Origin of the sequence: Vibrio hepatarius (assembly GCF_043642085.1) — a bacterium.
Taxonomy (GTDB): Bacteria; Pseudomonadota; Gammaproteobacteria; order Enterobacterales; family Vibrionaceae; genus Vibrio; species Vibrio hepatarius_C.
In genome coordinates this window covers 379,275-391,241 of record NZ_JBHZSA010000001.1, presented here as the reverse complement: position 1 = coordinate 391,241, position 11,967 = coordinate 379,275, and the positions used below count along the sequence as shown (strand labels likewise).

Genomic DNA, 11,967 nt, shown 5'->3' with positions numbered 1-11,967 from the left:
GCGATTGAAATAACTCACTCTAATGGTCATTACGCCCTTAGGGTGAGTTTGCATGGTTATAATGTCACCAAATTGCATATTGCTATTCAGCAAATCAGTTATCTCGGAGAGGTTTCATGGACAAGGACCCAATTGAAGAAAATAATCGAAGACCGCTTGCTGTTCGTGATGTCGCCGTCACTCGCAAAGTGGCGATTTGGTTAAGTAATAAAAACGTCACCCCTAATCAAATATCATTAATGAGCATAGGCTTTGCCCTCGTGGGCTACAGCGTAATGCTGACCTACCACTTTTTGTCAGATAGCTATCTGCTGCTATTGGCGGCCGTTGCTATACAGATGCGTTTATTGTGTAATTTGTTCGATGGCATGGTCGCGATTGAGGGTGGAAAGAAAACCCCAGCAGGTGAGCTCTATAATGATGTACCAGATCGCATTGCCGACCCCCTGCTTATTGTCGCAGCAGGTTTTGCAACAGAGTCGGTATTTGGTATGCCGTTGGCTTGGACTAGCGCGATAGTGGCGGTGTTGACTGCTTATGTCCGAGTCCTAGGTGTAAGCATGGGGACTCCAGCTGATTTTCGTGGCCCTATGGCGAAGCAGCATCGTATGGCACTCTTAACGGCCACTTACCTGCTTTTGTTCTTACAGCATGTATTTGGTTGGTTGCCCACTATCTTCATTTACAGCATGGATGTGGCACTGCTGATTATGCTGTTAGGCGGTATTTATACCACCTGGCGACGCCTTGCTTTTATCTCTGAATATAAAACACAAAATGCGAGTGAAGAGGCTCAGCCAAATGAGAGGGAACCACAATGTTAGGTATCCCATTACATTCGTTTTATATCATGGTCGTTATCGTTTCGATTTTGGTGCTAGGAACGCTTGTCTATCTATGGCTATCGAGGCAGCACAGAGATCGTGATTACTTAGAGTTAAAGCTTCGAATCCGTTCGTGGTGGTGGATGATAGGAATCGTCTTCGTTGTTCTCTACCTGCCTTTGCAATACACGCTCTTCTTCGTCGGCTTCTTAAGCTTTATGGCGCTTAAAGAGTTCCTATCCATTGTGCCCACTCGCATGACGGACCGTCGAGTTATCTTTTGGGCTTACCTTTCGATTCCATTCCAATACTATTGGTTATCCATTGGTTGGTATGGCGTGTACATCATCTTTATCCCTGTGTACATGTTCTTGTATCTACCAATGGTCGCAGTGTTGATAGGAGATACCAAAGGCTTTATTCGCTCGGCAGGTGTGATTCACTGGGCATTGATGCTAACGGTGTTTTGTATTAGTCACATGGCTTATCTATTGGTGCTGCCAAGTTTGAATCCCGATGCGGGCTCAATGGGAATGCTGCTATTTTTGCTGATATTTACTCAGTTTAATGATGTCTGCCAATATGTATGGGGTAAGTCGTTTGGCAAACATAAGATCGTTCCGAAAGTGAGTCCGAATAAGACTTGGGAAGGCTTTATAGGGGGAGCCCTAACGGTTATTGTTACTTCGTATTTCGTTGCTCCATATCTAACGCCTTTGACAGGAGTACAAGGCTTAGTTGCAGGCGTAATCATTGCCTTTAGTGGTTTTATTGGCGACTTGGTTATCTCGTCAGTGAAGCGAGATTTAAAGATCAAAGACACCAGCCAGTTTATCCCCGGGCATGGCGGAATTCTCGACCGCATCGATAGCTTAATGTTTACTGCGCCGCTGTTTTTCCACTATATCTATTATCTGTACTATTGAGGACTTATGGCGAGAATACTCAGAGTTTTATTTATACTGCTTTTCGTCAAGCCACTTGTGTTTATCGGCTTAGGTTTGAACATTATCAATAGACAAAAATTACCTATGAATGGGCCAGTTGTCGTTGCTGCTAATCATAATAGTCACTTAGATACATTGGTGTTACTGGCGCTATTTCCAATCAGTATCATTCATAAGGTTCGCCCAGTAGCGGCAGCGGATTATTTTTTATCTAATCCAATCGTCGCTTGGTTATCGCTCAATGTGATTGGCATTATTCCAATACGCAGATCACCGTCTAAAGAGCAAAAAGAAGCGATCTTTGATGAGTGCCACAAGGCTCTCAAGCAAGGGGACATATTGATTATCTTCCCAGAAGGTAGCCGCGGTGAGCCTGAAGTGATGAGTGGGCTGAAAAAGGGGATTTATCACTTAGTGAAAGATCATCCACAGTGCTCAGTTATCCCCGTTGTAATGCGCGGATTAGGGGCATCTCTGCCTAAAGGAACGGCGATGTTTGTGCCATTTAATTGTGATGTTGTGTTGGGCGATAGCATTAGTGATTTTGCCAATGCTAATGAGTTTGTTGAAACTATGCAGGACCAATATCAGCAGTTGACCAAGCAGTGCATTGTTCAAGTTGAATAGCAGTACATTACTAGCTCAAGAATTAAAACACCTGACCATAAATATCAGGTGTTTTTGTTTGTGAACTCTTACTTTGTGACTTATAGGACTAAGATAGCTTTAACGTCAACTGCGCTCTTAACCCGCCCATAGAGCTGCGCGAGAGGGTTAATACTCCCCGATAGCTGTGGGCCATTTCACTGACAATATTTAGGCCTAAACCCGTGCCGGGTGTGGTTTCATCTAGGCGAACGCCACGTTTAACCGCTTGCTGAATTTTGTCATCAGGGATACCCGGACCGTCATCTTCAATGATGATATCAATATCGCCTTCTTTACTTTGCTGCGAATGAACCCGAATGATGCTTGAAGACCATTTGTAAGCATTTTCTAGTAAGTTGCCCACCATTTCGTCGAGGTCGGTTTTATCAACGGCGACTTCGATATCAGAATCAAGCTCGTTAATGAGGGCGATTTCTCGCGAGGCGTAGACTTTATCAAATGCCATAGAAATTGCGTCGACACGTTCAGAAGGGTTAGCACGCACCGCCAAGATGTTTTTAGACCCAGCCATACGAGCACGGCCTAAGTGGTAATCAATTTGACTCTGAATCTGATCAACAGGCGGCTGAAGTAGCTTCTGAGTGTCACTGTCAAAGTTATGAATCTCATTTTTAAGCACAGACAACGGAGTCTTTAACGCATGAGATAAGTTGCCTGCATGATGCCTAGCTCGCTCTAGTAACTCTTGATAATGAAACACCAACGCATTCAAGTCAGAAACAACAGGAGCGACTTCTTTTGGGTAATCTTCTTCGAGCTGTTTCTTATCGCCTGAGCGAAGCTGTGAGAGCTCGTTGTGCATTTTGGTCAATGGATGCAACGACCACTGAACCTGTAGCATGATCACAGCCAGTACGCCGAAGTAGAGTAGGGCGAGGATGATCCAAAGCTGACTCATCAAATCACGCACCGTATCTTCAATCGGTTGTTCATCAATGCCGACCAAGACTTCAATTGGGCCATCGTAGTCTGGGTAGTAGAGGGTTGTTTTGAGGTAGATGAGCTTTTCGTCTCTCGCCCCAAAGTACTCTTTCTTGATGCCTTTCTTTGCTTCAATTTTTTGATCCCACAAAGAGCGTGAGCGCAGTAAATCGGCATCAGTTCTAGCTGACCAGTAAAGCCCACTGTAAGGGCGGTTAAAGCGAGGATCAGAAAGGTTGGTGGTAAGGGTCAGTGCGCCTTTTTCATCAGCTTCGAGAGAGGCCGAAATCTCATCCATGTAGATAGAGAGCTGAGATTTGGTATCGTCAACCATGTAGTTAAATACTTGGGTTGGCACGCTAACACCCGCCGCAATGACCATCGCGGTTAACCAAACGATAGCCGCCAGTACCAGGCGGCTTTTTAAACTTAGGCGTTTAAGCAGGGTACGCTTATTATTCGGCATTAAGCTGATATCCTAGACCGCGAACAGTTTTGATCACCTTCGGAGCAATTTTCTTGCGGATTCGGCCAATGAAAACCTCGATGGTGTTTGAGTCTCTATCAAAATCTTGCTTGTAGATATGCTCAACCAATTCTGTACGCGAAATGACCTTTTCAGGGTTATGCATGAAGTAAGCAACAACCTTGTATTCGAGAGCCGTGAGGCTAATTGCCTGACCTTGCCACATTACTTTTGACGTTCGGGTATCTAAGCTCAGATTACCAATTTGCATAACAGGGGAGGCATTACCCGAAGCGCGGCGCAATTGGGCGCGTATGCGGGCGCTAAGCTCGACCATTTCAAACGGTTTAGTCAAGTAGTCGTCAGCACCGGCATTTAACCCTTCAACACGTTGGGTGAGTGTGTCGCGGGCACTTAGGATCACAACTGGCGTGTTAATGTTTTCGTCTCGGATACCTTTAAGAACCGTTAAGCCATCAAGTTTAGGCAGACCTAAATCAAGGACGATGGCATCCCACTCTTCAGATGTGGCTCGGTATAATGCATCGATGCCATCTTGAGAGAGTTCTGGTACCCAGCCAGTTTGCTCCAGAGTTTCAACAATTTGTTCGCCTAGGCGCGGATCATCTTCCACTACAAGAATTTTCATAAGCTTTTATCTTCTATTTTTTTAGTGCTTGTTTAAGGTTTCTACCTTTGATTTGCAGCATTTCGAGTGTTTCTGCGTTGTATTCAACTTTGATGATGTTGTTATCATGATTAATCTTGAGTTCGTAAATCCAGATATCATCATCTTCTTCAAGTTCGACATGAATAATTCGGCCATGCAGATCGCGCTCTACAGCAGCATACATCTCAGAGAATGGCTTGATATAGCCTTTCTTTACCGCTTCATAGACCTCATCTTGGTCTTCTTCAAACTCAATTCTAGCACCTGGTTTGTGAACATCTTGTACCAGTGCGTGGCCATCTTGATCGGGCGAAGCGGTAGCTAGGCTAGGAAGCCAAAAGGCGCAGAGTATTAGAGAAAAGTATAGGCGCTTCATCACGGGAAACTCTCTGGTTATTGAACACAACCAGTTTAATCCAATAAAGATGAATGGTGAATGAACAGTTTTGTGCGCTGTGTAATGGAATTGGTGGTGGTGCTTACAAAGCCTTACTTACTCTTAATATTGATGAGGATATTATTTCAGCGTTTGTTTATCGAATGTTAATTTACTTAGGCGGGTTTCCCCAATGCTGTGCAGATTCATCATCCTGTTATCACTGTTCTCAAGCTTAGTATATGGGGGTGACGCTGATAGGATACGTATGCTGTCAGATATGGAGTATCGCCTATTCTCAACTAGTAAGTCCGTTGAAGACATTTTGTTGTCTTCAAACTCATCCTCAAATAGTGGTGTCATGTGCCGCCCGGCTGAACGTGAATCTTGTTGGCTAGAGTTGCCAGTGAAAGGAGAGTCGCAAAGCGAACAAAGTATCATATTAAAGAGTCTTTCCTCTCGCCAAGGGGTGATCTATTTCATCCATAACCAACATATTGTAAATCAATACCACTTTGAGCAGTATCGAGCGCTTAACCTAAATAAACACTGGCAATTTGATAAGGTATTACTGAGCTTTGGGAAGGGGAAATCGGTCAATGTAAGCGCAATTTTCATGAGTGACCATGCGTTGATGAACAAGCTTGTTGTGAACCATGGGGTAGTGCTTGCAATCACTTTATTTATTTTCGTTGTTAGTACTTTCTACGTGCTTAACGTTTGGCGAGTAAAGAAATTCCAATCAATCTACATCTTTCTCTATTCCATCTCTTTCTTACTTTTCTATATCTATAATTTTGGTTTTATTTGGGATGGAATCGATGAAGTAGGCGTCTTTATTCACCGCTTCTTTATCAGTAAATATTGGTATGCCTCGTATACTGTTGCGCTGACCGGACTGTACCTTATGGTTGTCAGTGCCAATGGCACCAAAGCAAACTATGGTCATTTTGCTGTCTGTATCGGAGTCTTTGTCCTACAGATCGCTATTCTGTATTTATCCCTCTTTCCTCTCTATCTTGTTCTTAATAATACATTCTTGGCAGCGCTGTCTGTTTGTACGTTGCTGACTGAGAAAAATATTAAGCATAAACAGTACATATTATTTTGTTATGTAGTCTGCTTTGTATCGTCATACTTAGTGGTGGAAACGTCATTATCGCAATCGACTCTATCGCTCTTCTATTATGAAGTGCAAATGCTGTTTTTCCTTTCCCACATGCTACTGATACTGATTTGTATCTATGAATTATCAGAGCTAAGAGTGGTTAATTTTGGTGACTATAAGAAGCTAAAATCATCATCCACACAGGACTTTATGACCGGGCTGTCGAATCGTAAGGCGATTAACTTTAAATCAAAGTTACCAAGCTCGATGTGTTTCTACTATATCGATGCGGACAAGCTCAAGTTTACTAATGATACACAAGGCCACCATGTTGGTGACCGACTGTTGATTAGTCTAGCAAGAAGACTTCGCGTAATTGCAGAGGAGTGTGAAGGGGAGGTATACCGTGTCGGCGGAGATGAGTTTGTTCTGATTTCCACTCAGTCAGCGTCAATTTCACTAATTGAATTTCAACAAGAAGTAGCTGCTAGAGTGAGTACAGAGCAGTGTTTCCAATTTAGTTTTGGTCGCTATCGAAGTGTTCCTAGCGAGGTGGTTGAAGATAGTATCTATAAGGCAGAGTACTGCTGTCGAAAAGCAAAGCAATTAAAGCGACGTTTTCAAGATTGGTGTGATCAAGATGAATTGATGCTCTATTCATTACCGAGTCTACATGATGAAGCGGTTAAGTTGATTGAGTCCGATAGGCTGGTCTGCTTTGCTCAACGGATCGTTTCAATGTCGAGTAATGAACTCCGGTATGAATTGCTGTGTCGATTGAAGAGGGGAGTCGGAAGTGTCGAGTACCACCCTGCTGGCCAAGTATTGGACATTGTTGCCTCGCACGGATTAGAGAAAGAGCTCGATATCAAAATGTTGATGTTTGCTAGACAGCTATTAAATGAACATCAAGATGTACTTCTTAACCTCAATTTCTCAGTCAAAACGTTGTTTGAGCCTCAGATTTTGCAATTGCTGGCGTACTTTCCATTGTCGAGTAGACAGCGTTTAACCATAGAAGTAACAGAGCAAGTATTTTATCGAGCAGATGATAAGTTTAAGAGCATTATAGGGAAAATGAGAGAGCAGGGTATTTCAATCGCATTAGATGATTTTGGTTCGGGGTACTCCTCTTACTCAATCCTATCTGAAGTCTCTTTCGATATGATTAAAATTGATGGTTCGTTAATTAAAGATATCCATAAGTCACCATTTAAACGACAAATGGTGAAGTCGCTTGTGGAGCTTTGTTCAATGAACGATAGTATCTTGGTTGCTGAACGAATTGAGTTGCAAGCGGAACTGAACGAGTTGACAGAGCTTGGCATCGCTCATGCACAAGGTTTTTTGTTGCATAAGCCAGGTCTTGCAAATCTTGAGTTAGAAATGCTTAGCTATGATGAACAATACCTGTCTTGTGGCGCTCCGCTAGCTTGTTAACTCATCTTCAAATATTTTGTCGCGCATCTTCCAAAAGCGTCCTGATTTTCGTGCAATCACGAATTGAGGGGGACGAAAGCGGTGTTGGCTGTTAACTACTTTAGTTGGTGACGCATCTTCAAACGGACGATGCTTGTCTGCTAGGTGCGGTCTAACAAATTGATCTTTAAATCGTTGTTTTTGGTTTTTGGTTGTCAGCGACCAAAACTCACTAACTTGGGCTTGATTTTCGCCAATATAAGAAACCTTAAGACTGCTTTTGCCTTTATCGTCTTTATGAACGCTAAGATCCATCTCGATACATTCAAACACCAACGCATCTTTCAGGTTTAACGCTTCCTTAAGCTTTTTATCTGGGTCAACTAATGTGGCGTCACATTCGTGGCAAATACGTGCGGCGATATCATTGTCAGCTCCGCATTCGCCACAGTATTTAGCACGGAATCGATAATTGCAATGTGCGCGTTCACCTGTTTCGTCATCTTCGAAGAAACCTTGGCATTTACGGCCGAAGTGCTCAATGAGATAGCCATTGCTATCTAGCTTGCCCCAAAAGTTGTTATTAAAGCCACAAGCAGGACAAGGGATAGTGGTGATTTCACTGTCTGAATCTGGCTTAGCATCGCCCACTTCTGGCTGGTAAAGGTCGTAGCTATTACCTGCGTAGTCGAGTACTAAACACTCTTCCTTTCCAGGTGACAAACGTAGACCGCGGCCAACGATTTGTTGATAAAGACTGATGGACTCAGTCGGGCGAAGAATCGCAATAAGGTCAACGTGAGGAGCATCGAAGCCGGTCGTTAACACAGATACGTTGACTAAGAACTTAATCTTTCGGTCTTTAAAGTTCTGAATGATGGCATCACGCTCAGGTGTTGGGGTATCACCAATTACAATAGCGACCTGATCTTGTGGCAGCAGACCATAGATTTCTTGAGCGTGACGAACCGTTGCTGCAAAGATCATGATGCCTTGCTTATCTTTGGCCAGTTGAATGATCTGCTCAACGATTTGCGGCGTTGCGCGCTTCGCTTTATCGATAACCATATCGAGCTCTGCTTCTTTGTATCGCCCTGTATTGGCTGGTTTTAGCTGTGAAAAGTCGTAACTTAAAACCGGGGCATCCATCATTCGAGCGGGGGTTAGGAAGTTCTCATCCAGTAAGTAGCGAATGGGTAGCTCGAAAATACAGTCTCTGAAAAAGCGCGGCTCTTCACTTCTGACCAGGCCACGGGTGTGATACTGATAAATCCAACCCATACCTAAACGATAAGGCGTCGCCGTTAGTCCAAGCACTTTAATACCCGGATTTTGTTCTCGTAGGTGGGAGATGACCTTTTGATAGCTGGTATCTTTGTTATCAGGAACGCGATGGCACTCATCAATAACTAATAGCGAGAATTGGTTTTTGAATTGGTCAAGATTGCGTACTACAGACTGCACTGACGCAAATACGACTTGCTGGTCAGTCTCTTTTCGGCCAAGACCTGCTGAAAATATAGAGCCTTTTAGCCCGTAACCTTCATACTTTTCGTGGTTTTGTTCAACCAACTCTTTAACGTGCGCCAGCACCAATACACGACCTCTCGCTAGGCGTGCAAGCTCTGCAATGACAAGGCTTTTTCCCGCACCAGTAGGCAGCACAAGCACGGCGGGGGTAGAGTGTTTACGAAAGTAATGGATAACAGCTTTGACAGAGTCAGCCTGATAAGGACGCAGTGTATACATAAAATGTGTGAAATAGCTCAACTATTTAGTCTAGTGGCACTATAATACCTCACCTAACAAAGATGAGGTATTCATGCGTTTAGATAAATATTTGTGTGATGCACTAGGTGCGACACGTAAAGAGGCAACAAGAATCATCAAAAGTGGTGATGTAACAGTAAATGATATCGTGCAGAAAAGTGGTTCAGTTAAAGTAACGGATGACTGCACCGTCGAATGGCAGGGGCGTGAGATCCATAAAGCAGGTCCTCGCTATATCATGCTGTTTAAACCTGATGGTTTTGTTTGCTCGCATGAAGATGGCTTTAATCAAACGGCGTTTATGCTGCTTGATGAAGTGAAGATGGAAGAGCTTCACTTTGCAGGTCGATTAGATGTCGATACGACAGGATTAGTGCTAATCACTGATGATGGCCAATGGTCTCACCGTATTACCTCGCCTAAGCATAAGTGTGAGAAAACTTATCGAGTGTGGCTTGCAGACCCAATTCAAGCAGACTATGCAGAGAAGTTCGCAGAAGGCATTCAATTGCGCAATGAGAAGAGCCTGACGCTTCCTGCGCAACTTGAGATTGTCGATGAAGAAGAAAACGAAGTGCTGCTTACAATTACTGAAGGTAAGTACCACCAAGTTAAACGCATGTTTGCTGCACTGGGTAACAAGGTTGAACACCTTCACCGTGAGCGCATTGGCGCTATCGAGCTTTGTGAGTCATTAGAGCCTGGTGAATACCGTTACCTAACGGAAGAAGAAGTCGCGTCTGTTTGGAAGTAATACCTCTTGTAGGAATTAGTTTATTTCCAACTAGGAACTAGTCTTTTGGACAGATTTGATTGAGGATAGATCGGATCACTTACACCTAGAAATGGTGATGTTATTTTCTGTTTGGTTGCAGCACGGAGGCTGCATCTGATACGCAACCGAGTAGGAGAGTTATGTCTGAAAGAACCCTAGAAGCGCCAAGTGCCCCCCAAATCAGTTTTATATTATTTTTAGTGCTGGGGGCCATCGGTGCTCTAACTCCACTAGCCATTGATATGTATTTGCCAGCCATGCCGACCATCGCCAGAGACTTAGGCGTGACCGAAGGCGCTGTTCAAATCACATTAACCGCATATACCGCTGGCTTCGCTATAGGTCAGTTGATTCATGGACCACTCGCGGATAGCTACGGTCGACGCCCTGTTTTGATTCTAGGCGTACTATTTTTTGGTTTTGCCTCTGTTGTCAGTGCGACGACGACCGGAATTGAAGCCTTAACTTGGGTTCGAACGGCGCAAGGTTTTGCTGGCGCTGCCGCAGCTGTTATTATTCAAGCTGTTGTGCGTGATATGTTTGATCGCGAAGATTTCGCCCGTGCAATGTCCTTTGTCACCCTTGTGATCACCATAGCGCCACTGATTGCGCCAATGATTGGTGGGTATGTCGCAGTATGGTTTGGCTGGCGAGCAATTTTCTGGATTCTAGCCGCGTTTGCGTTAGTGGTGATTGCGCTAGTGTTGTGGAAGATTCCTGAAACTCTAAAAGAAGAAAATAAACAACCGTTAAGAGTTAGAACTACGTTACGTAACTACAAGGGCTTGTTTAAAAACCCTGTGGCAATGGGGCTTATTTTCTCTGGGGCTTTCTCGTTCGCAGGCATGTTTGCATTCTTAACGGCAGGTTCATTTGTTTATATTGATATTTATGGGGTAAGACCCGATCAATTTGGCTATCTATTTGCCTTAAACGTGGTCGCAATGATCATCATGACCAGTATCAATGGTCGTTTGGTGAAGAAAGTGGGTTCACACACCATGCTGCGCTTTGGTCTTATCGTGCAGCTAATTGCGGGTATTGGTTTGTTTGTTACTTGGCTATTGGATGCTGGACTATGGGGAACTGTTGTCTTCGTCGTCATGTTTATTGGTACATTATCGACCATAGGGAGTAACACAATGGGCCTATTGCTCAGTAGCTACCCAACAATGGCGGGTACCGCTTCATCATTAGCAGGCACACTCCGTTTTGGTACGGGTTCGATTGTCGGTGCTGTTGTGGCATTTATGCCTAATGGCGTAACATGGCCGATGATTTCGGTTATGAGCATGTGTTCGATTGTTTCGGCAGCATGTTATTGGATATTTGGAAGAAAGGCGTAATGTCTGAATACACGATAGAAATACAAAAACTGGTTAATAAAGCATTAGATGAAATGGCTATAGAGCATGCATCAGGTAAGTTAACTAATGGCCCTACGGCCAACAACCTGTACCTTGTTCGCTGGATTACCAAAGCGATTAAGTCTCAGCAGTTTCCACGTATTGTTGCGGATGATTTAATTCGTTGGCAGAAAACGGGGCGCTCTAAAGGCAACAACGCAGGCCTTATGCAGACATTCCAACGCATTTCTAAGTTCTATGGTCAGTTTTTCCCTGAAGGCGTGCCAGATCGTACGATCAAAGATCATGAGATCAATGCTTTTATCGACATGATGGAAGAGAACAATTGGGAAGTGACAACGTCAGAAGAGCTGGTTGATTGCGGTAAAGTGCAGATCTTCACTGAAGGGCCTAACTCACTTGCGATGTGTACAGAGCAATGTGAAAGCTGTTTTGACGGTGAAGATATGATCAAGCCAATGAGCTGGTTTGTGCGCGGGCATCATGCTGACTTCGTCGAGAAAGCGGCAGCGGCTGGATTCATGGTTCACAAGGTTACCGACTATAAGTCGAACGTTAAATACCATGGCGAATACATTGTCTTCCCAGCAAACCGCGGTAATCAGTTGGCTGAAATACCACTCAGTTTGACTGTTTAACTACACGTTAAAAGAGC

Annotated in this window: 11 protein-coding genes; 7 read left to right on the top strand and 4 right to left on the bottom strand. The window is 44.0% G+C overall.

Translation table 11 applies throughout. The features are described from left to right. Positions 1 to 116: 116 nt before the first annotated feature. Genes ACHUFZ_RS01760 through ACHUFZ_RS01750 form a run of 3 tightly spaced genes read left to right on the top strand, consistent with a single transcriptional unit; the run spans position 117 to position 2,398 of the window. Positions 117 to 824, top strand: a complete 708-nt coding sequence (locus ACHUFZ_RS01760; RefSeq protein WP_394125605.1) for a CDP-alcohol phosphatidyltransferase family protein — start codon at positions 117 to 119, stop codon at positions 822 to 824. Continuing rightward, positions 818 to 1,750 carry a phosphatidate cytidylyltransferase gene (locus ACHUFZ_RS01755; RefSeq protein ID WP_394125604.1) on the top strand — a complete coding sequence of 311 codons (933 nt, stop codon included), beginning with the start codon at positions 818 to 820 and terminating at the stop codon, positions 1,748 to 1,750. Before ACHUFZ_RS01760 ends, ACHUFZ_RS01755 begins: the two co-directional genes overlap by 7 nt. 6 nt (positions 1,751 to 1,756) lie before the next feature. Then, entirely contained in the window at positions 1,757 to 2,398 is a 642-nt protein-coding gene (locus tag ACHUFZ_RS01750; protein WP_394125603.1) for a lysophospholipid acyltransferase family protein, read from the top strand. Positions 2,399 to 2,486: 88 nt separating this feature from the next. Here ACHUFZ_RS01750 and ACHUFZ_RS01745 read toward each other — a convergent pair whose 3' ends face one another. Genes ACHUFZ_RS01745 through ACHUFZ_RS01735 form a run of 3 tightly spaced genes read right to left on the bottom strand, consistent with a single transcriptional unit; the run spans position 2,487 to position 4,873 of the window. Further along, a complete protein-coding gene (locus ACHUFZ_RS01745) occupies positions 2,487 to 3,827 on the bottom strand; it encodes an ATP-binding protein (protein WP_394125602.1) in 1,341 nt (446 codons plus the stop codon). After that, entirely contained in the window at positions 3,817 to 4,476 is a 660-nt protein-coding gene (locus ACHUFZ_RS01740; RefSeq protein ID WP_394125601.1) for a response regulator transcription factor, read from the bottom strand. The genes ACHUFZ_RS01745 and ACHUFZ_RS01740 overlap by 11 nt, the downstream gene beginning before the upstream one ends. A 13-nt stretch (positions 4,477 to 4,489) precedes the next feature. Further along, positions 4,490 to 4,873, bottom strand: coding sequence for a PepSY domain-containing protein (locus ACHUFZ_RS01735; RefSeq protein WP_394125839.1), 384 nt, complete (start codon positions 4,871 to 4,873; stop codon positions 4,490 to 4,492). A gap of 268 nt (positions 4,874 to 5,141) precedes the next feature. On the opposite strand from ACHUFZ_RS01735, the gene ACHUFZ_RS01730 reads away from it, so the two are divergent. Further along, positions 5,142 to 7,421, top strand: a complete 2,280-nt coding sequence (locus ACHUFZ_RS01730; RefSeq protein ID WP_394125600.1) for a bifunctional diguanylate cyclase/phosphodiesterase — start codon at positions 5,142 to 5,144, stop codon at positions 7,419 to 7,421. On the opposite strand, the gene ACHUFZ_RS01725 is transcribed toward ACHUFZ_RS01730, so the two are convergent. Beyond that, the gene (locus tag ACHUFZ_RS01725) at positions 7,410 to 9,149 is read right to left on the bottom strand and encodes a DEAD/DEAH box helicase (RefSeq protein WP_394125599.1); all 1,740 of its coding nucleotides are present in this window, start codon (positions 9,147 to 9,149) and stop codon (positions 7,410 to 7,412) included. The genes ACHUFZ_RS01730 and ACHUFZ_RS01725 overlap by 12 nt on opposite strands. A gap of 73 nt (positions 9,150 to 9,222) precedes the next feature. Between ACHUFZ_RS01725 and rsuA the strand changes: the two genes are divergently transcribed. From rsuA to ACHUFZ_RS01710, 3 genes are all read left to right on the top strand, one after another. Then, on the top strand, positions 9,223 to 9,924 hold the full coding sequence (gene rsuA, locus ACHUFZ_RS01720; RefSeq protein ID WP_394125598.1) for a 16S rRNA pseudouridine(516) synthase RsuA: 702 nt from the start codon (positions 9,223 to 9,225) through the stop codon (positions 9,922 to 9,924). Positions 9,925 to 10,085: 161 nt separating this feature from the next. Then, positions 10,086 to 11,291, top strand: coding sequence for a Bcr/CflA family multidrug efflux MFS transporter (locus ACHUFZ_RS01715; protein WP_394125597.1), 1,206 nt, complete (start codon positions 10,086 to 10,088; stop codon positions 11,289 to 11,291). Continuing rightward, a complete protein-coding gene (locus tag ACHUFZ_RS01710) occupies positions 11,291 to 11,950 on the top strand; it encodes a DUF2913 family protein (protein ID WP_394125596.1) in 660 nt (219 codons plus the stop codon). The genes ACHUFZ_RS01715 and ACHUFZ_RS01710 overlap by 1 nt, the downstream gene beginning before the upstream one ends. The last annotated feature ends 17 nt before the right edge of the window (positions 11,951 to 11,967 follow it).

Bases quoted from the DNA above. Each gene is read 5' to 3' on its own strand.
- ACHUFZ_RS01760 (WP_394125605.1), top strand. From the start codon at position 117: ATGGACAAGGACCCAATTGAAGAAAATAATCGAAGACCGCTTGCTGTT.
- ACHUFZ_RS01755 (WP_394125604.1), top strand. From the start codon at position 818: ATGTTAGGTATCCCATTACATTCGTTTTATATCATGGTCGTTATCGTT.
- ACHUFZ_RS01750 (WP_394125603.1), top strand. From the start codon at position 1,757: ATGGCGAGAATACTCAGAGTTTTATTTATACTGCTTTTCGTCAAGCCA.
- ACHUFZ_RS01745 (WP_394125602.1), bottom strand. From the start codon at position 3,827: ATGCCGAATAATAAGCGTACCCTGCTTAAACGCCTAAGTTTAAAAAGC.
- ACHUFZ_RS01740 (WP_394125601.1), bottom strand. From the start codon at position 4,476: ATGAAAATTCTTGTAGTGGAAGATGATCCGCGCCTAGGCGAACAAATT.
- ACHUFZ_RS01735 (WP_394125839.1), bottom strand. From the start codon at position 4,873: ATGAAGCGCCTATACTTTTCTCTAATACTCTGCGCCTTTTGGCTTCCT.
- ACHUFZ_RS01730 (WP_394125600.1), top strand. From the start codon at position 5,142: ATGCTGTCAGATATGGAGTATCGCCTATTCTCAACTAGTAAGTCCGTT.
- ACHUFZ_RS01725 (WP_394125599.1), bottom strand. From the start codon at position 9,149: ATGTATACACTGCGTCCTTATCAGGCTGACTCTGTCAAAGCTGTTATC.
- rsuA (WP_394125598.1), top strand. From the start codon at position 9,223: ATGCGTTTAGATAAATATTTGTGTGATGCACTAGGTGCGACACGTAAA.
- ACHUFZ_RS01715 (WP_394125597.1), top strand. From the start codon at position 10,086: ATGTCTGAAAGAACCCTAGAAGCGCCAAGTGCCCCCCAAATCAGTTTT.
- ACHUFZ_RS01710 (WP_394125596.1), top strand. From the start codon at position 11,291: ATGTCTGAATACACGATAGAAATACAAAAACTGGTTAATAAAGCATTA.